This is a genomic window from Thioalkalivibrio sp. ALJ24 (assembly GCF_000377785.1).
In the GTDB taxonomy this organism is placed as follows: Bacteria; Pseudomonadota; Gammaproteobacteria; order Ectothiorhodospirales; family Ectothiorhodospiraceae; genus Thioalkalivibrio.
Genome location: NZ_KB898731.1, coordinates 17,603 through 41,209, shown reverse-complemented (window position 1 = coordinate 41,209; position 23,607 = coordinate 17,603). Strand labels below are relative to the sequence as shown.

The 23,607-nt window shown below is 68.0% G+C and carries 24 protein-coding genes and 1 other RNA gene; 17 read left to right on the top strand and 8 right to left on the bottom strand.

All coding sequences use genetic code 11. The features are described 5' to 3' along the window. The first annotated feature begins 143 nt into the window (after positions 1 to 143). Positions 144 to 1,604: an IMP dehydrogenase gene (gene guaB, locus D571_RS0110995; protein ID WP_018936742.1), complete on the top strand. Its 1,461-nt coding sequence runs from the start codon at positions 144 to 146 to the stop codon at positions 1,602 to 1,604. 65 nt (positions 1,605 to 1,669) lie between these two features. Then, positions 1,670 to 3,247, top strand: a complete 1,578-nt coding sequence (guaA, locus tag D571_RS0110990; RefSeq protein WP_018936741.1) for a glutamine-hydrolyzing GMP synthase — start codon at positions 1,670 to 1,672, stop codon at positions 3,245 to 3,247. Between the two features lie 30 nt (positions 3,248 to 3,277). Here guaA and D571_RS0110985 read toward each other — a convergent pair whose 3' ends face one another. The 4 genes from D571_RS0110985 to D571_RS0110970 form a co-directional block, all read right to left on the bottom strand. Then, positions 3,278 to 4,129 carry an HDOD domain-containing protein gene (locus D571_RS0110985; RefSeq protein ID WP_018936740.1) on the bottom strand — a complete coding sequence of 284 codons (852 nt, stop codon included), beginning with the start codon at positions 4,127 to 4,129 and terminating at the stop codon, positions 3,278 to 3,280. A gap of 85 nt (positions 4,130 to 4,214) precedes the next feature. Continuing rightward, the gene (gene gorA, locus D571_RS0110980; protein ID WP_018936739.1) at positions 4,215 to 5,609 is read right to left on the bottom strand and encodes a glutathione-disulfide reductase; all 1,395 of its coding nucleotides are present in this window, start codon (positions 5,607 to 5,609) and stop codon (positions 4,215 to 4,217) included. A gap of 169 nt (positions 5,610 to 5,778) precedes the next feature. Further along, entirely contained in the window at positions 5,779 to 6,528 is a 750-nt protein-coding gene (locus D571_RS0110975; protein WP_018936738.1) for a glutathione peroxidase, read from the bottom strand. Between the two features lie 169 nt (positions 6,529 to 6,697). Continuing rightward, positions 6,698 to 7,957 carry a diguanylate cyclase gene (locus D571_RS0110970; protein WP_018936737.1) on the bottom strand — a complete coding sequence of 420 codons (1,260 nt, stop codon included), beginning with the start codon at positions 7,955 to 7,957 and terminating at the stop codon, positions 6,698 to 6,700. 201 nt (positions 7,958 to 8,158) lie between these two features. Between D571_RS0110970 and ffs the strand changes: the two genes are divergently transcribed. The 6 genes from ffs (at position 8,159) to D571_RS0110945 (ending at position 12,365) form a co-directional block, all read left to right on the top strand. Further along, positions 8,159 to 8,255, top strand: an RNA gene (gene ffs, locus D571_RS14150) — signal recognition particle sRNA small type. 65 nt (positions 8,256 to 8,320) lie between these two features. Beyond that, positions 8,321 to 10,189: a DNA polymerase III subunit gamma/tau gene (gene dnaX / locus D571_RS0110965; RefSeq protein WP_018936736.1), complete on the top strand. Its 1,869-nt coding sequence runs from the start codon at positions 8,321 to 8,323 to the stop codon at positions 10,187 to 10,189. After that, the gene (locus D571_RS0110960; protein ID WP_018936735.1) at positions 10,186 to 10,512 is read left to right on the top strand and encodes a YbaB/EbfC family nucleoid-associated protein; all 327 of its coding nucleotides are present in this window, start codon (positions 10,186 to 10,188) and stop codon (positions 10,510 to 10,512) included. The genes dnaX and D571_RS0110960 overlap by 4 nt, the downstream gene beginning before the upstream one ends. Positions 10,513 to 10,523: 11 nt before the next feature. After that, positions 10,524 to 11,114 carry a recombination mediator RecR gene (gene recR / locus D571_RS0110955; protein ID WP_018936734.1) on the top strand — a complete coding sequence of 197 codons (591 nt, stop codon included), beginning with the start codon at positions 10,524 to 10,526 and terminating at the stop codon, positions 11,112 to 11,114. A gap of 35 nt (positions 11,115 to 11,149) precedes the next feature. Continuing rightward, positions 11,150 to 11,494 carry a histidine triad nucleotide-binding protein gene (locus tag D571_RS0110950; RefSeq protein ID WP_018936733.1) on the top strand — a complete coding sequence of 115 codons (345 nt, stop codon included), beginning with the start codon at positions 11,150 to 11,152 and terminating at the stop codon, positions 11,492 to 11,494. Positions 11,495 to 11,597: 103 nt separating this feature from the next. Next, positions 11,598 to 12,365: a hypothetical protein gene (locus D571_RS0110945; RefSeq protein WP_018936732.1), complete on the top strand. Its 768-nt coding sequence runs from the start codon at positions 11,598 to 11,600 to the stop codon at positions 12,363 to 12,365. Positions 12,366 to 12,404: 39 nt separating this feature from the next. On the opposite strand, the gene rsgA is transcribed toward D571_RS0110945, so the two are convergent. Genes rsgA through D571_RS0110930 form a run of 3 tightly spaced genes read right to left on the bottom strand, consistent with a single transcriptional unit; the run spans position 12,405 to position 14,007 of the window. Continuing rightward, positions 12,405 to 13,337, bottom strand: coding sequence for a ribosome small subunit-dependent GTPase A (rsgA, locus tag D571_RS0110940; RefSeq protein ID WP_026287799.1), 933 nt, complete (start codon positions 13,335 to 13,337; stop codon positions 12,405 to 12,407). 19 nt (positions 13,338 to 13,356) lie between these two features. Beyond that, positions 13,357 to 13,692 carry a 4a-hydroxytetrahydrobiopterin dehydratase gene (locus tag D571_RS0110935; protein ID WP_018936730.1) on the bottom strand — a complete coding sequence of 112 codons (336 nt, stop codon included), beginning with the start codon at positions 13,690 to 13,692 and terminating at the stop codon, positions 13,357 to 13,359. Positions 13,693 to 13,701: 9 nt separating this feature from the next. Further along, positions 13,702 to 14,007: a cytochrome c gene (locus D571_RS0110930; RefSeq protein ID WP_018936729.1), complete on the bottom strand. Its 306-nt coding sequence runs from the start codon at positions 14,005 to 14,007 to the stop codon at positions 13,702 to 13,704. Positions 14,008 to 14,141: 134 nt separating this feature from the next. Here D571_RS0110930 and orn point away from each other — a divergent pair, with 134 nt between their 5' ends. After that, on the top strand, positions 14,142 to 14,711 hold the full coding sequence (orn, locus tag D571_RS0110925) for an oligoribonuclease (protein ID WP_018936728.1): 570 nt from the start codon (positions 14,142 to 14,144) through the stop codon (positions 14,709 to 14,711). On the opposite strand, the gene nadB is transcribed toward orn, so the two are convergent. After that, positions 14,678 to 16,327: an L-aspartate oxidase gene (gene nadB, locus D571_RS0110920; RefSeq protein ID WP_018936727.1), complete on the bottom strand. Its 1,650-nt coding sequence runs from the start codon at positions 16,325 to 16,327 to the stop codon at positions 14,678 to 14,680. The two genes, orn and nadB, sit on opposite strands and share 34 nt — an antisense overlap. Before the next feature lie 144 nt (positions 16,328 to 16,471). On the opposite strand from nadB, the gene rpoE reads away from it, so the two are divergent. From rpoE to lepB, 8 genes are all read left to right on the top strand, one after another. Next, a complete protein-coding gene (gene rpoE / locus D571_RS0110915; RefSeq protein ID WP_018936726.1) occupies positions 16,472 to 17,050 on the top strand; it encodes an RNA polymerase sigma factor RpoE in 579 nt (192 codons plus the stop codon). Positions 17,051 to 17,064: 14 nt separating this feature from the next. Further along, positions 17,065 to 17,670, top strand: a complete 606-nt coding sequence (locus D571_RS0110910) for a sigma-E factor negative regulatory protein (RefSeq protein ID WP_018936725.1) — start codon at positions 17,065 to 17,067, stop codon at positions 17,668 to 17,670. 3 nt (positions 17,671 to 17,673) lie between these two features. Beyond that, positions 17,674 to 18,639, top strand: a complete 966-nt coding sequence (locus tag D571_RS0110905) for a MucB/RseB C-terminal domain-containing protein (RefSeq protein ID WP_018936724.1) — start codon at positions 17,674 to 17,676, stop codon at positions 18,637 to 18,639. A gap of 30 nt (positions 18,640 to 18,669) precedes the next feature. After that, positions 18,670 to 19,149 carry a SoxR reducing system RseC family protein gene (locus D571_RS0110900; RefSeq protein WP_018936723.1) on the top strand — a complete coding sequence of 160 codons (480 nt, stop codon included), beginning with the start codon at positions 18,670 to 18,672 and terminating at the stop codon, positions 19,147 to 19,149. A 91-nt stretch (positions 19,150 to 19,240) separates the two neighbouring features. Further along, the gene (locus D571_RS0110895; RefSeq protein WP_018936722.1) at positions 19,241 to 20,668 is read left to right on the top strand and encodes a DegQ family serine endoprotease; all 1,428 of its coding nucleotides are present in this window, start codon (positions 19,241 to 19,243) and stop codon (positions 20,666 to 20,668) included. Positions 20,669 to 20,725: 57 nt separating this feature from the next. Continuing rightward, positions 20,726 to 20,965, top strand: coding sequence for a glutaredoxin family protein (locus tag D571_RS0110890; protein WP_026287797.1), 240 nt, complete (start codon positions 20,726 to 20,728; stop codon positions 20,963 to 20,965). Further along, positions 20,962 to 22,764, top strand: coding sequence for a translation elongation factor 4 (gene lepA / locus D571_RS0110885; RefSeq protein ID WP_018936720.1), 1,803 nt, complete (start codon positions 20,962 to 20,964; stop codon positions 22,762 to 22,764). The genes D571_RS0110890 and lepA overlap by 4 nt, the downstream gene beginning before the upstream one ends. Positions 22,765 to 22,816: 52 nt before the next feature. Next, complete coding sequence (lepB, locus tag D571_RS0110880) at positions 22,817 to 23,587, top strand: signal peptidase I (protein WP_018936719.1); 771 nt, start codon at positions 22,817 to 22,819, stop codon at positions 23,585 to 23,587. Positions 23,588 to 23,607 lie beyond the last annotated feature (20 nt).

The following is a 23,607-nucleotide window of genomic DNA, read 5'->3' as shown; positions in this document are numbered from 1 at the left end:
CTTTGGAATGCAGAGATACAAGGGTAACTTCGCAGCGCGCCGGATGCGACGCGCCTGCCCGATCCGCCTTTACCCGTCAAGCCCCGGATCCTATACTGTCCGGCTATTTCCTCCCGGTCCCCGGGCCCTGTCTGGAGTGGTGCATGCGGATACTCGGTGAAGCCCTGACCTTCGATGACGTGCTGCTGATTCCCGGGCACTCGAACGTCATCCCGCGCGACGTCGATATCTCCACCCGGATCAGTCGCGGCATCACCCTCAGCGCGCCGCTGGTCTCCGCGGCCATGGACACCGTCACCGAGGCCAGTCTGGCCATCGCGATGGCGCAGGAGGGCGGTATCGGCATCGTGCACAAGAACATGTCGGTCGCGGCCCAGGCCCGCGAGGTGTGGCAGGTCAAGAAATACGAAAGCGGGGTGATCAGCGAGCCGATCACCGTCGGCCCCGACGCTTCCATCGGCGACGTGGTACGGCTGACCCGGGACAGCCACATCTCCGGCGTGCCGGTGGTGGACGGCAACGACCTGCGCGGCATCGTGACCTCGCGCGACCTGCGCTTCGAGACCCGCATGGAGGCCCCGGTCTCCGAGATCATGACCCCGCGCGACCGCCTGGTCACCGTGCGCGAGGGCGCCAGCCGCGAAGAGGTACTGAGCCTGCTGCACAAGCACCGCATCGAGAAGGTGCTGGTGGTCAACGACGCCTTCGAGCTGCGTGGCATGATCACCGTGAAGGACATCCAGAAGTCCACCGAACACCCGTATGCCAGCAAGGACGAGCGCGGACGCCTGCGTGTGGGCGCGGCCGTGGGCGTGGGCGAGGGCACCGACGAGCGCGTGGCCGCGCTGGTGGAGGCCGGGGTGGACCTGGTCGTGGTGGATACCGCGCATGGCCACTCGCAGGGCGTGCTCGACCGCGTCGCCTGGGTGAAGAAGCACTATCCGGACGTGCAGGTGGTGGGCGGCAACATCGCCACCGCCGATGCGGCGAAGGACCTGGTGGCCGCCGGCGCCGACGGAGTGAAGGTCGGTATCGGCCCGGGCTCGATCTGCACCACCCGCGTGGTGGCCGGGGTTGGCGTACCGCAGATCACCGCGATCTCCGAGGTGGCCGGGGCGCTGGAGGGGACCGATGTCCCGCTGATCGCCGATGGCGGCGTGCGCTTCTCCGGGGATCTCGCCAAGGCGATCGCCGCTGGCGCCCATTGCGTGATGCTGGGCTCGATGTTCGCGGGCACCGAGGAGGCGCCGGGCGAGGTCGAGCTCTACCAGGGGCGCTCCTACAAGATCTACCGCGGCATGGGCTCGCTGGGCGCGATGCAGCAGGGCTCCTCCGACCGCTACTTCCAGGACCCGAACGCCCCGGCCGACAAGTTCGTGCCCGAGGGCATCGAGGGCCGCGTGCCGTACAAGGGTTCGATCGTCGCCATCATCTATCAGCTGATGGGCGGCCTTCGCTCCTCGATGGGCTATGTCGGCGCCCAGGACATCGCCGAGATGCGCAGCAAGCCGCAGTTCGTGCGGGTGACCGCCGCCGGCATGCGCGAGAGTCACGTGCACGACGTGGCGATCACCAAGGAAGCCCCGAACTATCGCATGGACTGATCCGGCCCGCCGGCCGGATCCCCGACACAGACCCCGGCCGCCCGGCCGGGGCAGCGGATGATCTCATGACCCAGGATCTGCACGCTCACCGTATTCTGGTACTGGACTTCGGTTCCCAGTACACCCAGCTGATCGCCCGCCGGGTGCGCGAGGCCGGAGTCTATTCCGAGGTGCATGCCTGGGACATGCCGGCGGAGGACATCCGCGCGTTCAACCCCACCGGCATCATCCTGTCCGGCGGGCCGGAGTCGGTGAACGTCGAGGCACCACCGCGTGCCGAGGACGTGGTGTTCGAGCTGGGCGCGCCGGTGCTGGGCATCTGCTACGGCATGCAGACCATGGCCGCACAGCTGGGCGGCCGGGTCGAGCCGTCCGAACGCCGCGAGTTCGGCTATGCCCAGGTGCGCGCGCGCGGCCACACCCCGCTGCTGCGGGACATCGAGGATCACACCACGCCCGAGGGCTGGGGTCTGCTGGACGTCTGGATGTCGCACGGCGACCACGTGACCGAGCTGCCGGAGGGCTTTCGCCTGATGGCCTCCACCGACTCCGCGCCGATCGCCGGCATGGCCGATCCGGACCGCGGCTTCTACGGCGTGCAGTTTCACCCCGAGGTCACTCACACCACCCAGGGGCAGCGGATCCTCGAACGCTTCATCTACGAGATCTGCGGCTGCGAGGCGCTGTGGACCGCGGACAACATCATCGAGGACATGGCCGCGCGGGTGCGCGAGCAGGTCGGCGACGACCACGTGGTGCTGGGCCTTTCCGGCGGGGTGGACTCCTCGGTGGTGGGCGCGCTGCTGCACAAGGCGATTGGCGACCAGCTGACCTGCGTGTTCGTGGACACCGGACTGCTGCGCGAGGGCGAGGGCGACCAGGTGATGGCGACCTTCGCCCGCCACATGGGCGTGAATGTGATCCGCGTCGATGCCGAGGACCGCTTCATGCGCGCGCTGGCCGGGGTCGAGGATCCGGAGGCCAAGCGCAAGATCATCGGCGGGCTGTTCATCGACGTGTTCGACGAGGAGGCCGGCAAGCTGCAAAACGTGCAGTGGCTGGCCCAGGGCACGATCTACCCCGACGTGATCGAGTCGGCCGACTCCAAGACCGGCAAGGCCCATGTGATCAAGTCGCACCACAACGTGGGCGGCCTGCCGGAGAACATGAAACTCGGCCTGGTCGAGCCGCTGCGCGAACTGTTCAAGGACGAGGTGCGCAAGATCGGCGTGGAACTGGGTCTGCCCACCGAAATGGTCTACCGTCACCCGTTCCCCGGGCCGGGCCTGGGCGTGCGCATCCTCGGCGAGGTGAAGAAGGAATACGCCGATCTGCTGCGCCGGGCGGATGCGATCTTCATCGAAGAACTGCGCAAGGCCGATCTTTATGACCGGACCTCGCAGGCGTTCGCGGTGTTCCTGCCGGTGAAGTCGGTGGGGGTGATGGGCGACGGCCGGCGCTACGACTATGTGGTCGCGCTGCGCGCCGTGGAGACCATCGACTTCATGACCGCGCGCTGGGCGCACCTGCCGTACGAGTTCCTCGACCACGTCTCGCGCCGCATCATCAACGAGATCCCCGGCATTTCGCGCGTCACCTACGACATCTCCGGCAAGCCCCCCGCCACCATCGAGTGGGAGTGATACGCAACGCGCCGTGCGCGCGAAGCGGGCCTACTCGAAGATCTGATTCACGTGCTTCAGGCCGGCCTCGTCGGTGTCCCAGTCCAGGGTCAGCCGCTCGGGGTCGCCGGTGAGACGGCGAAAGGCCGGGACCTCCCTGCGGTCGATCGCGGCCAGGCGATGGCCGGTGCCGCCGTAGGATTCAATGTTCGCGGCCTGCAGGATGTCGGTGTAGGAGACCGGCTCATGGTCGCCGGGGTCCTGGCGGACCTTCTCGTGTTCGCCCACCGCGCGCACGATCTCCGGGTCAAAGTTCCAGCTCTTGAGCATCGCCCGGCCCATTGCCACGTGGGCCGCATCGATCGCCGCCTGGACCGCGCGCGGGTCTTCGTAGATGACCGGGATCTTTTCCGCGCGGCGCAGGATGGGTACCGCGCCGATGTCGTGGACCAGACCGGCGAGCAGCGCGACGTCGGGATCCAGGTGGCGCTGCCGGCGCGCCAGAAGGTAGCAGAGGATCGCGACCTCGAGGCTGTGGTCCCATAGCTGCTCCATGCGCTCGCGGATCGCCTCGTTGCCGGTCTGGAAGACATCCTTCATAGAATGGGTCACCACGACCTGGCGTACCCGCTCCATGCCCAGACGGGTGACCGCGGCATGGATGGTGGAGCAGCGGTGCAGTCCGCGGTAGGCAGGGCTGTTGGCCTGGCGCACCAGGCGCGAGGCCAGTGCGGTGTCACGTGAGATCAGGTTGACCAGATCCGCGATCGTGCTGTTGTCGTCGTGGACGATGAACAGCGCCTGTACGGACACATCCGGCAGGGTGGGGATGTCCATCAGCTGGCGGTCCAGGTCGCTGCGCAGCTTCTCGAGGAATTGTTCGACGTCCGTGCGGGTAGCCAAGAGACGCACTCCGAGCGGCGTGGCTGTGGCGTGGAGTATGCCACAGCCGCACCGTCTGGGGGCTCGCGCGGGGCCGCGCGGCGATTCAGGCGGCTTCGGCGAGCCCCTCCGCACGGCCGGGGCGGCCCTGCTTGAGGGTCACCAGCTCCTCGGCGCTGGTCGGATGCAGCGGGATGGTCAGGTCGAGGTCGCGCTTGGTCGCACCCATGTGCACCGCGACCGCAAAGCCCTGCAGCATCTCGTCCACATGGGGGCCGATCATGTGGATGCCGACCACCTTTTCGTCGTCGCCGGCGCACACCAGCTTCATCACCACCGGCGGCACTTCGCCTTCCGCAAAGGCCCGGTCGAGGCCACCGAAGCTGGTCTCGTAGACCCGCACCGAGTCGCCGTGGCGTTCCATCGCCTGCGGTTCGGTCAGACCGACCATGCCGGCGGTCGGGTGGGTGAAGGTCACCGTGGGGATCTGTTCGTAGTCCACCGGCACCGGGTCGTTTTCGGGGGCGTACCAGTGCTCGGCCAGACGGCGCCCGGCGGCGATCGCCACCGGGGTCAGCGGTGCCTTGCCGATGATGTCGCCCAGCGCGTAGATCCCCTCGACGCCGGTCGCCTGCCATTCATCCACCGGGATGGTGCCGCCGGGACCAATCTCCACACCGGCCTCTTCCAGCCCCATGTCCGCGGTGGCCGGCTTGCGGCCAACGGCCCACAGCACCTGCTCGTAGGGGCCGAGTTCTTCGCCGCCTTCCAGCTTCACGGTGACCGCGCCCGGCTCGCCGCCCAGCCCGGCCACCTTCACCCCGAGATGGCGGTTGATGCCCTGGTGCTCCATGTGCTGGTCCAGGGCCTGGCTGATGGCGGGGTCGAACATCTCCAGCACGCGATCCTCCATCGCGACCACGTCGGTCCTGACGCCCATGGAGCGCAGCATCCCGGCCATCTCCAGGCCGATGTAGCCGGCCCCGATCACCGCGATGGACTCCGGCAGTTCGGTCCACTGGAAGAAGTCGTCCGAGGTCGCGCCCAGTTCGGCGCCCTCCAGCGGCGGCACCACCGGCGCGCCGCCCATGGCCAGCACGATGCGGTCGGCCCGGTATTCGGTGCCGCTTTCACTGATCACCCGATCTCTTCCGTTCAGTCGGGCGCGCTCGGCGATGTGGGTCACGCCCAGCTTTTCCAGGTGCCCGGCCCAGAAGTCGTTCAGGTTGCCGAGCAGCTTTTGCCGGCGCTCGGCCAGCTCGCCATAGCGAATGCCCCGGATGTCCACGTCCACGGCAAATTCGCCGGCCTGGCGGGCCTGGCTCATGTGTTCCGCGGCGTACCAGGTGAGCTTTTTCGGCACGCAGCCCTCGTTCACGCAGGTCCCGCCCAGCGGCTTCGGGTCGAACACGGCGACGCGGGCGCCATGGGGCGCGGCGCGTTCGGCTACCGCCAGGCCGCCGCTGCCGCCGCCGATCACGATGATGTCGTAGTGTTCCATGTTCTTTTCCTGTTCTTTGCAAGTCGGATTTGAAGTCTGGCCCGGCGAGCACTCGCAAGCGGACGCCGGGGTTCGCCATCCGTGTCCGCAGGTCCGCGGGGGGCGCCCTGCGGACACGGATGGCCACCCGTGGTGGCCGGGGCGGGCTATGCCCGCCCCGGATCCCGGATCACGCCGCCTGACGCTCGCGGTGGATCCACTGCTCCAGTTCTTCGGAGCCGCCGATGCGGTGGCCGCCGACGAACACCTGGGGCACGGTCATCGCACCGGTGGCGGCGCGCAGGCTGCGCAGGCTGGCGTCTCGGCCCAGCACGATCTCCTCGTAATCCAGGTCGGCGTCCTCCAGCATCTGCTTGGCGCTCGCGCAGTAGGGGCAGCCCGGCTTGGTGAACACCACCACGTCCTCGGGGCAGGCCGCATCCGGCGCCACGTACGACAGCATGGTGTCGGCGTCGGAGACCACAAAGGGGTCGCCCGGCTCATCCGGCTCGATGAACTGCTTCACGATCACGCCGTCGCGCACCAGCATCGAGTAGCGCCAGGAGCGCTCGCCGAAGCCCAGGTCGCTCTTGTCCACCAGCATGCCCATCTGTTCGGTGAACTCGCCGTTGCCGTCCGCCAGGAAGGTGATGCGGTCGGCCTCCTGATCGGCCTGCCAGGCTTCCATCACGAAGCCGTCATTGACCGAGATGCACACGACCTCGTCGATGCCGTGCTTCTTCAGCACCGGCGCCAGCTCGTTGTAGCGCGGCACATGGGCCGAGGAGCAGGTCGGGGTGAAGGCGCCCGGCAGGGCGAACACCACCACGTTGCGGCCATTGAAGATGTCCGCGCTGCGGACGTCGTTCCAGTCGTTGTCCTTGCGGCAGCGGAAGGTGACTTCCGGGACGCGCTGACCTTCGCGATTCTCGAGTTCCATGGGTTCTCTCTCCTGTTCTGATCCGTGTATTCGTACGGTGATGGAAATGTCCGGCCGGTGTGATCACCGGCGACGCTTGCCAGACTATGGGCGGGCGATAGATAAATCCAGTCTTTGTTTTCTAATATATGGTTAGCTTTAATCTATCGGTCTTCGGGTCGCTACGCGTTCAGGCCGGCAGCGCCAGAGTTACGCGGTTGCGGCCGGCCCGCTTGGCGCGGTACAGGGCCTGGTCGGCGATGGAGGTCAGCTGTGCGGAGCTGTCCGCATCCTCGGGGAAGGACGCCACACCAATGCTGGTGGTGATCCGGTATCCCTCCAGAGGTGCCGGCCAGTGGGCCCGTGCTACCGCGGCGCGCAGGCGCTCCGCTCGCGTCTCCCCGCCCATACGGTCGCAGTCCGGCAGGACCACCACGAATTCCTCGCCACCCCAGCGCATGGTGATCGCATTGCGCGGCAGCACGTCCCGGATGCAGTCGCCGAAGCGTTCCAGCACCAGATCCCCCGCCTGATGGCCGAAGCGGTCATTGATCGTCTTGAAGTGATCGAGGTCCGCCACCAGCGCGGTCAGCGGGCGCCCTTCGCGCTTGCAGCCGCGCAACGCCTCGTCGAAGCGTTCCTGGCCGCGCCGGCGGTTGAGCAGGCCGGTCAGGGGGCAATGGTCGGCCTTCTGCTGCAGGAAAAGTTCCTGAGCCTTGGCATCGGTCACGTCGTGAATCATCCCGCAGACCCGCAGTGGTTCGCCGCCCTCATCGCGCAGGACGATGCGGCCGCGATCCGACACCCACACATAATGACCGTTGCGGTTGCGCAGCCGGTATTCGGCCTGAAACATATGGCGGCGCCCGGCCAGATGGTCCTCCAGCTTGGTCAGGACCAGCGGCCGGTCGTCCGGGTGCACGTTGTCCTTCCAGGTGTCTAGTACCTCGCGCATCTCGTCCGGTCCGTAGCCCAGCAGGGATTTCAGGTTGGGGCTGAACACCAGTCGGCCCTCCTGTGGGTACCAGTCCCAGACCCCCTCGGCGATGTCGTGCAGGACCTGCCAGCGTTCGCGTCCGGCGTCCTCGTCCGCTGAACAGCCGCGTTCGCGGATCTCCCGTGCGACCGAAACGAAATACTCCTGTCCGTCGATGTATTGCACCGAGGTCAGAATCTCAACCGGGACCGCCGACCCGTCCGCATGGCGGTGCTCCCCGATGAAACGATAGGGCGCCTGGCTGCGAATCACCTCGGCGATCTCGCTCCATGCCGGCATGCCCTGCACCCCGGTCTGCAGGGACATCACCGACTGCGCCAGCAGCTGTTCGCGGGACAGCCCGAGACTGGCGTGGGCCTTCTCGTTGCCGTCGACGATACGGGAGGTCGCCGGGTCGATGATGTACACGGCATCGGGAAGGGCGTGGAAGAACTGCGCGAAGGTTGCGGACATGGGCGTCCCGGGACGCTGCTGAGTCGCCCGATTCTACCGCTGCGGACGCGGCGTGGCGAGGCTCCGCGGTGGTGTGCGCCGCCGGCGCGTGGCACAAGACCGGTTCCGGGGCGTGGTTGACGCGCGTGCCCGAAACCCCGATCCTTTCGGGTTCGGTCGCGCGTCGATGGTTCGTGCGGCTCACAGCGTTATGGTGGTCCGTATCAGTCCCCTCGCGACGACAGGTTGTGAACCCCGCCAGGCCCGGAAGGGAGCAACGGTAGCAACTGCGTCGGGCGCCGGGGTGTGGCGGGTGCGGGCCACCTCCCTTCCCGTTTTGCTTTCCGGTGGGGCCGCGGCGACTGCTCCGTACATGGGAGAGGCATGAGTCACCAGGTTCTGGCCCGCAAGTGGCGGCCCGCACGTTTCGAGGATCTCGTCGGTCAGCCGCACGTGGTACGCGCGCTGACCAACGCGCTGTCCGGCGAGCGCCTGCATCATGCCTATCTGTTCGCCGGCACCCGCGGGGTGGGCAAGACCACCGTCGCGCGCATCCTCGCGCGCTGCTTCAACTGCGAGACCGGCATCACCGCCGAACCCTGCGGGGAATGCCGCTCCTGCGTGGAGATCGCCGAGGGGCGGCACCTGGATCTGATCGAGGTGGACGCCGCGTCGCGCACCCGGGTGGACGATACCCGCGAGCTGCTGGACAACGTGTCCTACGCCCCCACCACCGGCCGCTTCAAGGTGTACCTCATCGACGAGGTGCACATGCTGTCGGAAAAGAGCTTCAACGCCCTGCTGAAGACCCTGGAAGAGCCGCCGGAACATGTGAAGTTCCTGCTGGCCACCACCGACCCGCAGAAGCTGCCGGTTACGGTGCTGTCGCGCTGTCTCCAGTTCAACCTCAAGCCGATGCCGGCGCCGCTGATCGCCGAATACCTGACCGGCGTGCTGGAGGCCGAAAACGTGCAGGCCGAGCCGGGCGCGCTGTTGCGTCTGGCCGAGGCCGCAGAGGGTTCGATGCGCGATGCCCTCAGCCTGACCGACCAGGCGATCGCGTTCGGCGGCGACGGTCTGAGCGAGGCGGCCACCTGCGACATGCTCGGGCTGCTGCCGCGCACCCGGCTGACCGGTCTGCTGGATGCGGTGTTCGCCGGGGACGGCGCGGCGCTGGTCCACGGACTGGCCGAACTGGACACCCTGGGGCCGGACTGGTCGCGCCTGCTGGACGAGCTGGCCGCGCTGCTCCATCGCGTTGCGGTATTGCAGGTGGCCGGCGAGATAGCCGATCACGGCGAGGCCGGGCTCGACTGGGCGCGCGAGGCCGCCGGTCGCGAGGACCCGGAAACGATCCAGCTGGCTTACCAGATCCTGGTGCACGGGGTGCGGGACCTGCCGTATGCACCGGAGCCGCGCATGGGCGTGGAGATGACCCTGCTGCGGCTGCTGGCCTTCCGTCCGGACGGGGCGCCGGAACCCGTGTCGGGTACTGCATCTACCGGAACCGCCGGGGACGGGGCGGCCGGGCGACCCGCGAACGCCGCGAATATCGCGAGCCGGGGCCCGGCGGCGCAGGCCGCGCCCGCGTCCCGTGCCGCGCCCGTTGCCGATGCCCCGGAGCCGGATCGGGCGAGTCCGCCTTCCACGCACGGGGCGGATGCCGGAGAGACCGGCGCGGTACGCGAGCCGCGTCCGGGCTCGAACTCCGTGCCCCCGGAGAAGCCCGGCGGACCCGATGCGGCGGACGCGGCCCGCCCGGCCCCCGATCCGGCGCCTGCCGCGCAACCGCGGCGGGAGGCGAAAGCCGGTCCGGTGTCCGAGGGCGAATTCGACTGGCACGCCTTTGCCGCGAGCCTGCCTGCCGGTACCGCGCGCGAGCTGGCGCTGCAGGCCGAGTTCCGCGCGCTGGATGCCGAACGGCTGACCATCGCGGTGCCGGCGGATTACCGCATGATGTGTACCGACCGGGCCCGGGAACGGCTGTCCCGCGCGCTGGAGGAACACCTCGGACGCGGCGTGCGCCTGGAGATCGTGGATCGGACGGAAGCCGGTGGCGACACCCCGGCGGCACGTCTTGCGGCGGATGCCGAGGCGCGTCAGGCTGAGGCCGAATCCGCCATGCGGCAGGATCCGGTGGTGCAGGCGCTGAACGAACGATTCGGGGCCGAACTCGGCCCGGTGCGCCTGCGCGATGATGATTCGACACCCAATCAGGAGCCCGGAGCAGCGGGCCAGGAGAACCGAAAATGATGAAAGGCGGCATGGGCAACATGATGAAGCAGGCCCAGAAGATGCAGGAGGAGATGCAGCGCGTGCAGGCCGAACTGGCCGAGATGGAGGTCGAGGGCCAGGCCGGTGGCGGGCTGGTCAGCGTGACCCTGACCGGCAAGCACGAGGCGCGCAAGGTGCGCATCGACCCGAGCCTTTTCCAGGATGATCCCGACATGATCGAGGATCTGGTGGCCGCGGCCATCAACGACGCCGTGCACAAGGTCGAGTCCACCAGCCAGGAACGCATGAGCGAGCTGACCAGCGGCATGGGCCTGCCGGCGGGCATGAAGCTGCCGTTCTGAGCCGCACCGCGGTGGATACCGAACTCGACGATCTGGTGCAGGCGCTGCGTTGTCTGCCCGGGGTGGGCGGCAAGTCGGCGCGACGCATGGCGTTGCACCTGCTGGAACGCGACCGCGAGGGCGCGCGGCGCCTGGCGCGGGCGGTGGATGCCGCGGTCGAGAACATCGGCCACTGTTCGGTCTGCCGCACGTTGACCTCGGCCGAGACCTGCGAGCGCTGCCTGGACCCCGATCGCGACGATCAGGTGCTGTGCGTGGTCGAGAGTCCCGGCGACGTGATGGCGATCGAGGCGGCGACCGACTTCAACGGCCGCTTTCACGTATTGCTGGGCCGGCTGTCGCCGCTGGACGGGATCGGCCCGGAAGAGCTGGGGCTCGACCGGCTGGAGGAGCGCCTGCGCGAGCAGGGCACCGGCGAGCTGATCCTCGCGACCAACACCTCGGTGGAGGGGGAGGTGACCGCCCATTACCTCGCCGAGATGGCCGGACGGCTGGGGATCCGCGCCACGCGCATCGCCCAGGGCATCCCCAGCGGGGGCGAACTGGAATACACCGACGCGGGAACCCTGGCTCACGCCTTGTCAGGGCGCCGCGATTACTGATATAAATCGCGCCGCCCGGGCGCGGTGGAGGCTCCATGGAAGACTGTATCTTCTGCAAGATCGTGGCCGGCGAGATCCCGGCCACGATCGTCCGCGAGACCGACGACGTGATCGCCTTCGAGGATCTGCATCCGCAGGCACCGCACCATGTGCTGATCATCCCGCGGCGGCATATCGCGACCCTGAACGATCTGACCGCCGAAGATGCGGAAACGGTGGGGAACATGGCGCGGGTGGCGGCGGAGATCGCGGCCGAGCGCGGTTTCGCCGAGGCGGGATATCGAACCGTGATGAACTGCAACCAGCAGGGCGGTCAAACGGTCTACCATATACATATGCACCTGCTTGGAGGTCGGGCCCTCGCCTGGCCTCCGGGCTAACGGGCCCGCCATCGGGCCCGCCATCAGGCTCGACGGCCACGGGAGAACGGGCGTGAAACATCGCGGACACCAGCAATGGGCGACGCAGGCACAGGGAGGCGGGATGGCTTCCGGGGGCGCGTGCGCGCGGGTTAGTCGGCGGCTGGTTCCGGCGCTGGTGCTGGCCGTCTGTGGCTTGCCCGTGACGGCCGCGGCAGGGGACGAGACCACGCGCTACTCCCTGACCCAGACCCTCGAGCTGGGTGGCGGCCCGTCCGCTTCGCCGGGTGACGTAACCCGGCTGGACGGAGTCGATGATCTGTCCGGCAGCACACGGGATCCGCGCTACAGTTTGACCCTTGACGCCGACGCGGTATCGCGGCCGGCCGATGACGTGACCGGTCTGGGCGATCGGTTCGAGGCGGCCGGCGGGTTCCGTCACCGGCTCGGTTCCGGTGGTCTGGGCTACGGCGTGGATCTCGGTTTCGGCATGGAGTCACGCCACGAGCCGGGGCGCATGCGTGAGGACGCCGCCTCCACGTCCTATTTCACCGACTTCAGCTTCGGGCCGACCTTCGAGTCCGGCGGCTTCGACAGCCAGCTGCGCGTCGGCATGCGCCAGCCGCTGGCGGGAACGTCGCGGGATGACGCGGCCGGTGTCAGTCCGCAGCCGCGCGATCGTACCCGCGGGGCCAGTTACCTGAGCCTGGACGGCAGCCTGCGCCTGGGTAACGACAGCGAGCTGTCGATGAGCCTGTTCTACGATGACTACTCGCTGGATTCCACCGACGGCTGGATGGAAGACCGTCTGGAGTTCGAGGGCATGCGCCCCGAGTCCGGTGGTTCCGGATCCTCGTCGGTCTTTGGCGTGGAGATGGGCCTGACGTTCTGATCGCCCGTGGCCCGGGCGCCGGGTCGCGGCGGCCGCGCGTCAGCGGGCGGACTCGATCTCGCGCCCGAGTTCTTCCCAGGCCAGCAGCCGTTCCTGCGGGAGCTCTCCCGCAGCCACCGCTTCGCGCACCGCGCAGCCCGGTTCCGCCGCATGATGGCAGTCGCGAAAGCGGCAGGCATCGGCGTAGCGGGCGATGTCGGGGAAACCCCGGATCAGGTTTTCGGGGTCGTCCAGCTCCGGCGTGAAATCTCTTACCCCCGGCGAATCGATCCATGCGCCGCCTCCGGACAGCGGGTACCAACGGGCCGCGGTCGTGGTATGGCGGCCCTCGCCGCTGTGTCCCAGGCTCGCAGTCTCCAGCGCCCGCTCCGGTGCATGGCCGTCGCGGCGCAGCAGCGCATCGATCAGTGACGACTTGCCGGTGCCGGACTGGCCGACCAGGATGTTGCTGCCCCCCGCGGCGGCCTCCGCCAGCGCATCCAGTCCGATCCCCTCGTGCACGCTGACCGGCAGGGCCTGCAGGCCCAGGTGGCCGTATTGCCGGTCGAGCCGGTGCGGGCCCTCGGGATCGAGCTCGCATTTGTTGAACAGCAGCCGGGGTTCGGCCGGCAGGTTGTGGATCGCGACCAGAAAGCGGTCGATCAGGAAGCGGGACGGGGCCGGCCGGGCGGCGACCACGATCCATACCCGGTCCACCCCGGCGGCGATGGTCTTGCGCCGGCCGAAGCCGTCGCGCCGAACCAGGGCGTTGCGGCGCGGCTCGCGGCGCAGAATGCGCCGGCCGTCGGTCTCCACCCGGTCGCCGCAGACCAGATCTCCGGTGCGGCGCTGCAACTGGACGCGATGGAGATGACCGTGGTCGTCGAGGAGGTCGGCGCGCTGGTTCAGACGCGCGGCGACCCGCGCGCGGTCCGGCAGGGGCGCTGCGGACAAGGGTTCCGCAGCACCCGGCTTCCGGGCGGGCCCGTTCATGCGGAGACGGACATCGGGATCAGTCGAGCAGGGCATCCACGCGCGCGGCGCAGATGAAATCGTTCTCGGTCAGACCGCCCACCGCATGGGTGGAAAACTGGACCCGGCAACGGTTGAAGCCGACTTCCATGTCCGGGTGGTGATCCTCGACATGGGCGATCCACGCCACGGCGTTCACGAAGGCCATGGTCTCGTGGAAGTTGCGGAAGCGGAATTCGCGCCGGATGTCCTTCGTATCGCCCCCGAGTTCCCAGGATTCGTGCAGCTGGCCGAGGGTGCGGGTCGCGTCCTCGGGCGGCATCGGTTCGGTAAAGCCTTCACAGGCCTGGCAGTGACGGGTCTTCAGATCGCTCATGGGTGCTCGTCAGTCGAAGCCGTAGTATTCATCGTTGAGGAAGGCCACCACGGCCTCCACCTCGTCGTCGAACCATGCAGTTCCGACGTTGGCGTCGCAGCGACGGACCATCTCCACCAGTTCGTCGAGATCGCCCACCAGGCGGTCTTCGCGGGTGTAGATCCCGGAGCCGTCGCCACCGTGCATGTCGGCGTGGCAGCTGACGCAGTTGTTGTCGTGCAGGTCCTGACCCATGCTGATCTCGTCGGCATGGGCGGTGGTGGCCATGCCTCCGGCCAGGGTCAGCGTGGCCAGGGCGGTGGTGATCTGTCGCATGGGAAACTCCTTTGAATGGGTTGCCGGGGCATTCGGGAACCTTGATGGCAACGGGTTCCCCGGGGCCCGTGCCCATGATGATAGACTGCCACGCGCCATCATGCGGTACCACCGGGCGTGGCAGAGGAGAGACGATGACGGCGAACGCGGAAAACCTGATCTGGATCGATCTCGAAATGACCGGCCTCGATCCCCGGACCGACCGGATCATCGAGGTCGCGACCATCGTGACCGACAAGCACCTGGAGATCCTCGCCGAGGGTCCGGTGATCGCGGTGTTTCAGTCGCCGGACGTACTGGACGGCCTGGATGCCTGGAACCAGCGCACCCATGGCGAGTCCGGCCTGCTGGAGCGGGTGCGCCACAGCGACCGCGACGAGGCGGCGGCCGAGCGCGAGACCGTGGAGTTCCTGTCGAGCTGGGTGCCGAAGGGGCAGTCGCCGATGTGCGGCAATTCCATCTGTCAGGACCGCCGTTTCCTCGCCCGCTGCATGCCGGAGCTGGAGGCGTGGTTCCATTACCGCAACCTGGACGTGTCGACGCTCAAGGAGCTGGCGCGGCGCTGGGCGCCGGACGTGCTGCAGGGGCTGTCGAAGAATGCCTCGCACCAGGCCCTGCAGGACATCCGCGATTCCATCGACGAGCTGCGTCACTATCGCGAGCAGTTCATTCAGTTGCCGCCGGCGGCCCGTCCCGCCAGCTGACCGGCGGGCGAGGGCGGCACCAGCACGGTCGGGATGCCGTCCAGCTCCGGATCGCGTTCGGGGTGGTCCAGCAGGTAATGCAGGCCGCGGCTCTCGCGTCGCGTCAGCGCGCTCTGCACGATGATCTCGGCCACGGTGCCGAGGTTGCGCAGCTCGATCAGGTCGGGCGAGATGCGGTAATGGCTGTAATACTCGTGGATCTCCTCCTGCAGGATGCGGATCCGGCGCTGGGCGCGCTGCAGCCGGCTGCGGGTACGCACGATCCCGACGTAGTCCCACATCAGGCGGCGCAGCTCGTCCCAGTCGTGCGCCACCACCACCTCTTCCTCCGACTCGGTCACCCGGGACTCGTCCCAGGCGGCCGGCACCGGCAGTGCCTCGGGGGTGAGCCGGTCGGTCTGCGACAGGATATGTTCGGCCGCCGCGCGGGCATAGACCAGGCATTCCAGCAGCGAGTTGCTGGCCATGCGGTTGGCCCCGTGCAGCCCGGTGCAGGACACCTCGCCGGCGGCGTACAGCCCCGGCAGGTCGGTCTGGCCGAAGGCGTTCACCATCACCCCGCCGCAGGTGTAGTGCGCGGCGGGCACCACCGGCAGCGGCTCGCGGGTCATGTCGAAGCCGTATTCCAGACAGCGCTCGTGGATGGTGGGGAAATGGCTGCGGATGAAGTCCGCCGGCTTGTGACTGATGTCGAGGCAGACATGGTCGATGCCCAGGCGCTTCATCTCGTGGTCCACCGCGCGCGCCACGATGTCGCGCGGGGCCAGCTCGGCGCGTTCGTCGAAACGCGGCATGAAGCGCTCGCCGTCCGGCAGCTTCAGCAGGCCTCCCTCGCCGCGCACCGCCTCGGAGATCAGGAATGACTTGGCCTGCGGGTGATAGAGACAGGTGGGGTGGAACTGCATGAACTCCATGTTCGCGACCCGGCAGCCGGCGCGCCAGGCCATCGCGATGCCGTCACCGGTGGCGCCGTCGGGGTTGGAGCTGTAGAGATAGACGCGGCTGGCGCCGCCGGTGGCCATGATCACCGTGGGCGCCATCACCGTCTGCACCTCGCGGGTCGCGGTGTCCTGCACGTAGGCCCCGATGACCCGGCGCACGCCGTCCACCCGCGAGGTGATCAGGTCCACCGCCACGTGGCGTTCGAGCACGTCGATGCTGGCGGTGTCGCCGGTGCTGCGCACCAGCGCATCTTCGATTGCGCGGCCGGTGGCATCGGCCGCATGCGCCACGCGCCGCGCGCTGTGGCCGCCCTCGCGGGTCAGGTGCAGGCGGCTGCGGCCCTCGAAGGCCTCGCGGGTGAACGGCACCCCCAGGTTGAGCAGCCACTGGATCGCCCCGGGACCGGCGGCCACGCTGCGGCGCACCGCGTCGGCGTCGCACAGCCCGGCGCCGGCATCGATGGTGTCGTCGATGTGGGCATCGAAGGAGTCTTCGCGGTCCAGCACCGCGGAGATGCCGCCCTGCGCGTAGCGCGTCGCCCCCTCGTCCACCGGCCCCTTGCTGAGTACGATGACCCGCAGGCGCGGGGCCAGATGCAGGGCCGCGCTCAGTCCCGCCGCGCCGCTGCCGATCACCAGGATGTCGGCCTGGCGGGGTTGTTGTGCCGTACCCATGCGTCAGGTAACGTTTCGTGCTTGATGCGCAATGGCCGGAAGCACGGGCAGCGGCCCCGTCGCGCGGATTTCGAACTTCATGCATATCAGGCGGTCCATGAACCCTAGAATACTGGAGACGAGTCGCCGAGCGGGAGTCCCCGGATGAGCGAGAAGGCTTCCGATGAGGCCCTGGTCCGGCGTGTCCAGAATGGCGAGAAAGAGGCCTTCGACATCCTGGTCCTGAAGTACCAGCACAAGATCGTGAATCTTGTCGGCCGCTATGTGCACGACCATGCCACGGCCCTGGACATTGCCCAGGAAGCGTTCATCAAGGCCTATCGCGGTCTCGCGAACTTTCGTGGCGAAAGCGCGTTCTACACGTGGCTCTATCGGATCGCGATCAATACCGCCAAGAATCATCTCGTCTCCCAGGGGCGGCGCCGGCCCGAGTCCGAGGTCGATGCCCAGGACGCCGAACAAATGGGGGGCGATTCCGCTCTCAAGGACAATGCAACCCCGGAGGGGGAGGCGTTGTCGCAGGAGATAGAAGGAGCCGTCCAGCGCACCATCGAGGAGCTGCCGGACGATCTGCGGACCGCGATCACCCTGCGCGAGATCGAGGGCCTGAGCTACGAGGAGATCGCGCAGACCATGGGATGCCCGATCGGTACGGTCCGGTCCCGCATCTTCCGGGCGCGCGAGGCCATCGACGAGACCTTGCGACCACTGTTGAACGACTGAATGAGCATGATCGTATGAGCGAACAAGTCAGCAAGACGGAACGTCTCTCGGCCCTGGTGGACGACGAGACCGAAGCCTTCGAAACCCGTCGCCTGGTGGACGAGCTGCTGCAGTCGGAGGAAGATCGCAAGCAATGGGAACGCTATCACCTGATCGGTGACTCGCTGCGCGGCGGGATGCGCATGACCGCGCCGCCGGACCTGCTGGAAGGGGTACGCGAACAGTTGGCCGAGGAAGAGCCGCTGCAGGTGGCACGCGAAGAACCGGCCGCGGCGGTGGCCCGCTCGCGCTGGTTCCGCCCGGTTGCCGGGACCGGGGTCGCGGCTGCCGTGGCCGTGGTGACCCTGGTGGGCATGCAGATGATGGGCGGCGGCCAGCCGGGAGGCGAGGCCGGCCCGGGCATGGCCGAGGGCGAGGTGCCGGCTGCCGAGACGCAGACCGCACGTTCGGACGACGCCGCCGAAGAGGCCTCCGGCAGTGCCGCCGGCATCGCCGACAGCGGCGACGCTCCCGACGAGCTGGACCCGCGCTTCGTCCGTTATGTCGAGAATCATGCCGATCTGACCGGGCCGGGCTCCTCCGCCTTTGGACGGGTCCGCTATACCGTGGGTGACGAGTAATCCATGATGCGAGGCGGTCTGCCCTGGGTGCTGGCGGCCTCGGTCGCCCTGCTCCCACTGCCATCATCGGCCGACGAACTCACGCCCGGTGACTGGCTGGAGCGCATGTCGGCCAGTGTCCATGCCGAGAGCTACCGCGGAACCTTCGTCCTGCAGCGCGAGGATCGCCTGGACACGGTGAGCGTGGTGCATGCCACCGAGGACGGCGGCTATCGCGAGCGTCTGCGCACCCTGAGCGGCAAGGAACGCGAGGTGGTGCGCTCGGTGGACCGCCTCAGCGCGCGTGCCGGCACCGCCGGTTCGGGCGACGGCGGCGGCGCGCCGAACTGGCCGGCCAGCTCGCCGGTGCATCTGCTGGCCGATCACGACAGCTACGCCCTCAAGGATCAGGGCCGCAATCGCGTGGCCGGAATGGAATGCCGGATGCTGCTGGCCCGCGCGTCCGACCTCCTGCGCTACAGCCATCGCTACTGTCTGCACGAAGATACCGGTCTGCCCCTGCTCAGCGAGCTCTATTCCGGCGCGGGCAAGCTCCTTGAACGGCTGGTCTTCACCGAGCTCGACGTGACCGGGTCGATTGCCGAATCCGACCTCGAGCCGGTCAGCGAGGATGCCGAATGGATCGAAGTGCGCGCCGAGCCGGGCCATCTCGACCCGGATCCCGAAGGCGGGGACTGGGGGTTCAGTCAGATGCCTTCGGGGTTCAGCCTGGTGGTGGCACGCGAACGCAGCAGCGACGATCCGGAACGGCCCGGGCGCTATTTCGTGGTCAGCGACGGTCTTGCCTCGGTCTCGGTCTATGTCGAACCGGTCTCCGAGGATCGCCGCCTGGAAGGCGCGACGCGCGCCGGAGCCACGCATGCGGTCGCACGGGTGGAAGGCGACTACCAGATCACCGCGGTGGGCGACGTGCCCGCGGACACCGTCCGCCACCTCGCCACTTCAGTGACGCCGCCGGAGGTCCGCTGACCCCGGGTCGGCACGGGACGGGAAGAAGCCATGAGCGAATGGATCGAGGAACAGGGTGAAGTGGTGGCGGTCGATGGTTATACCGCCCGCGTGCGTGTCCAGCGCCGCTCCACCTGCGGCAGCTGTTCCGCGCGCAGCGGCTGTGGCAGCGGCGTGCTGTCGGACGTCCTGGGACGCAAGCCGATCGAGCTGCAGGTCGGGCACGGCGGTGACCTGCAGGCCGGCGATACGGTGACCCTCGGTATCCGGGACGGGGCCCTGGTCTCGGGCGCCCTGATGATGTACCTGCTGCCGCTGGCCGGGCTGATCGGCGTGCCGGCGCTGGCCATGGTGCTGTTTCCCGCGGCCGGCGAGGGCGTCCTGCTGCTGGTCGGGATCGCCGGCCTGGCGCTGTCGCTGCTCGGCGTTCGCCACTGGATGCGGCGGCAGGATGCCGCGTTCCGCCCGATCGTGCTGGCGCGCCATCCGGCCCGCGGCGTGGTCCGCCCCCCGGTGGCCGACGCCGGCTGACCGCCCCCGCTGCAGGCGGTGCGCATGGAACTTGCGCCCGCCCGCGACGTCCAGATGCATGTCCGTTGAAGATTCCCTTGAGAGGGGTTCCATGATGCTGAAACCGATGCAGTGGGCGCTGGTCGCCCTGGTCTTTCTTGCCTTTTCCCTGCCCGCTTCAGCGCGGCATCTGCCCGATTTCGTGCCGCTGGCGGAGGAACACAGCCCCGCGGTGGTGAACATCTCCGCCACGCGCACCGACGAGGTGCCGGAGCACGGCGGCATGCGCCAGTTCGAGGGTACGCCGTTCGAGGATCTGTTCGAGCGCTTCTTCGGCGAGCCCCCGGGTTCGCGGGAAGGCGGTCCGCAGCAGCGTGAGCGGGATTCGCTGGGCTCGGGCTTCATCTACAGCGATGACGGCTACATCGTGACCGCCAACCACGTGGTGGAAGGCGCCTCCGAGATCGTGGTCCACCTGTCCGACCGGCGGGTGTTCAACGCCGAGATCGTCGGTACCGATCCGCAGAGCGACGTGGCCCTGCTGAAGATCGACGCCGAGGACCTGCCGACGCTGTCGCTGGGCGCCTCCGAGGATCTCCAGGTCGGCGAATGGGTGCTGGCGATCGGCTCGCCGTTCGGTTTCGATCATTCCGTGACTGCCGGCATCGTCAGCGCCAAGGGCCGCAGCCTGCCCACGGAAAACTACGTGCCGTTCATCCAGACCGACGTGGCCATCAACCCGGGCAATTCCGGCGGCCCGCTGCTGAACCTGGATGGCGAGGTTGTCGGAATCAACGCGCAGATCTACAGCCGTACCGGCGGATTCATGGGCGTGTCGTTCGCGGTGCCCATCGAGGTCGTGGGCGACGTGGTGACCCAGCTGCGCGATCACGGCGAGGTTACCCGCGGCTGGCTGGGCGTGCTGATCCAGGAGGTCACCCGCGACCTGGCCGAGTCGTTCGACATGGACAAGCCCTCCGGCGCCCTGGTGGCCCGCGTGCAGTCCGGCAGCCCGGCCGAGGCCGCCGGATTCGAGGCCGGTGACGTGATCCTGCGTTTCAACGGGATCGAGATCCCGGATTCCAGCGCCCTGCCGCCGATCGTCGGCCGGACCCCGGTGGGCAGCGAGGTCGAGGTGGATATCCGCCGCGGTTCCGAGGACAAGACCCTCGAGGTGACCATCGAGAAGCTCCCGGATGACGTGGCCGAAGAACGTGCCCAGCCGCAGCCGGAGCGCGAGGAGGCCCGCCCCGAGCCGCAGAGCCTGCTGGGCATGCGGCTGGAGCCGCTGGACGAGGAAACCCGCGAGGAGCTGGGCGTGAGCAACGGCGTGGTGGTCCTGGAGGTCGAGGACAACCCCGCGCGCAGCGCCGGCGTGCGGCCGGGCGACGTGATCGTGCAGTTCGCGCGCGAGTCGGTGGATTCCATCGAGGACGTCGCGTCGCTGATCGACGCGGCGCAGCCGGGCAGCACCGTGCCGGTGCTGATCCAGCGCGGCGGCAACCCCACCTTCATCGCCCTGCGCATCCCGCAGGACTGAGCGGACGGGAACCGGCCCGGGCTCCGATCTTCGGGGTCCGGGGGCGGGCCATCGCGCATGACGCAGCTCACGATGTACCATAGGGAAGGTTGCGGGCTCTGCGAGCAAATGCTTGCAGAGCTTTTTGCTTTGCAAAGCCGTTATACTTTCGCGCTCGACGTCGTCGACATCGATGAGGATCCGGACCTGCGGGAACGCTTCAACACCAAGGTGCCGGTGCTCGCGGTCGACGGCGACATTCTCTGCTGCCACTTTCTTGACCGAGAGGCACTGCTGGACCTGCTGGGGCCCGCATGAGTGATACCCGTCTGACCCGCAATTTTTCCATCATCGCCCACATCGACCACGGCAAGTCGACTCTGGCGGACCGCCTGATCCAGGGCTGCCGCGGGCTGACCGAACGCGAGATGTCGGAGCAGGTGCTGGACTCCATGGATCTCGAGCGCGAGCGCGGGATCACCATCAAGGCGCAGAGCGTCTCGTTGTTCTACGACGCCAACGACGGGCAGCGCTACCAGCTCAACTTCATCGACACCCCCGGCCACGTGGACTTCTCCTACGAGGTCTCGCGCTCGCTGTATGCCTGCGAGGGCGCGCTGCTGGTGGTCGACGCCTCGCAGGGCGTGGAGGCGCAGAGTGTGGCCAACTGCTACACCGCGATCGACCAGGGCCTGGAGGTTGTGCCGGTCCTGAACAAGATCGACCTGCCGGCGGCCGAACCCGACCGCGTGGCCGACGAGATCGAGGACGTGATCGGGATCGAGGCCACCGACGCCCTGCGGGTGTCGGCCAAGACGGGCGAGGGCATCAGCGAACTGCTGGAGGAGCTGGTGCGGCGCATCCCGCCGCCGCAGGGCGACTCCGAGGCTCCGCTGAAGGCGCTGATCATCGACTCCTGGTACGACAACTACCTTGGGGTAGTCGCGCTGGTGCGGGTCAAGGCCGGGCGCATGTACGCCGGGCAGAAGATCAAGGCGATGGCGGTGGAGCGCGCCCACGAGGTCAACCGCGTGGGGGTGTTCACGCCCAAGCCGCTGGACCGTGACAGCCTGGAAGTCGGCGACGTGGGTTACATGATCGCGACCATCAAGGACATCTCCGGGGCCAAGGTCGGGGATACCGTCACCGACTTCAACAACCCGGCGGACGAGCCGATCCCCGGTTTCCAGGAGATCCAGCCGCGGGTGTTCGCCGGCCTGTTCCCGGTATCGGCGGACGACTTCAACGACCTGCGCGACGCGCTGGACAAGCTGCGCCTGAACGATGCCGCGCTGTCGTTCGAGCCCGAGACCTCGCAGGCCCTGGGCTTCGGGTTCCGCTGCGGCTTCCTCGGCATGCTGCACATGGAGATTGTGCAGGAGCGTCTGGAACGCGAGTACGGCCTCGACCTGATCAACACCGCGCCCACCGTGGTCTACGAGGTGGAAAAGAACGACGGCAGCGTGGTGTCCGTGCACAACCCCTCGGAGCTGCCGCCGAACAACGAGATCGCGGAGATCCGCGAGCCGGTGATCGAGGCCAATATCCTGGTGCCGCAGGAATACGTCGGCGCGGTCATCACCCTGTGCGTGGAGAAGCGCGGGGTGCAGACCCGCATGGCCTATCACGGGCGCCAGGTGCAGCTGTCCTACGAGCTGCCGATGTCCGAGGTGATGCTGGATTTCTTCGACCGGCTGAAGTCGGCGACCCGGGGCTACGCCTCGTTCGATTATCACCCGCTGCGGTTCCAGGCGGCCCCGCTGGTGCGGGTCGACATCCTGATCAATGGCGACCGCGTGGATGCGTTGTCGGCCATCGTGCACCGCGACCACGCCGAGTCCCGCGGGCGCGAGATCATCGAGCGCATGGCGAAGATCATCCCGCGGCAGATGTACGAGGTGGCCATCCAGGCGGCGATCGGCTCAAAGATCATCGCGCGTTCCACGGTCAAGGCGATGCGCAAGAACGTGCTCGCCAAGTGCTACGGCGGGGACGTGAGCCGCAAGCGCAAGCTGCTGGAGAAACAGAAGGAAGGCAAGAAGCGGATGAAGTCCATCGGGAAGGTGGACGTTCCGCAGGAAGCCTTCCTCGCGGTACTCTCCGTGGACGAGAAGTGACAACCATCACCCGGGGCGGACACGCGCGCCGCCGGCGGGACAGGGAAAAGGCATGGCAAATCTGGAACTGATCCTGGTCGTGGCGACCGCGGTGACCGGCCTGATCTGGTTGGTCTGGGCGGTGCTGCGCCGGCGCCTGAGCCCCGAGCGTCAGGCGAAGATGCCCTGGTATGTCGACTACTCGCGCTCGTTCTTCCCGATCCTGCTGATCGTGCTGGTGTTGCGTTCGTTCGTCGCCGAGCCGTTCCGTATCCCCTCGGGTTCCATGATGCCGACCCTGTTGGTGGGCGATTTCATCATGGTGAACAAGTTCTCCTATGCGGTGCGCCTGCCGGTGACCCGTACCAAGATCCTCGACACCGGCGCCCCGGAGCGCGGCGAGGTGGCGGTGTTCAAGTATCCGCGCAACCCGGTCGAGGACTACATCAAGCGGGTGGTGGGCGTGCCCGGTGACGAGATCGAGTTCCGCGACCGCGTCCTGTACGTGAACGGGGAGCCGCAGCCGGCCGAGGAGGTCGGGACCTTCGAGGGCGAGGGCTCCGGTGCCGTTATGTCCGGCGCCACGCTGTTCGAGGAGAGCATGAACGATCGCACCTACAAGACCCTGATGCGCGAGGATCGCCCGGCCGCGGATGGCCGGGTGGTGGTGCCGGAAGGGCACTACTTCATGGTCGGGGACAATCGCGACAACTCCAACGACAGCCGTTCCTGGGGGTTCGTGTCCGAGGATCTGCTGGTCGGGCGCGCACTCTTCATCTGGCTCCATTGGGATTACAATGGCAACCATATGGACTTTTCCCGGATCGGGCAGACCATACGCTGATACATGACAGGGACGGGGAT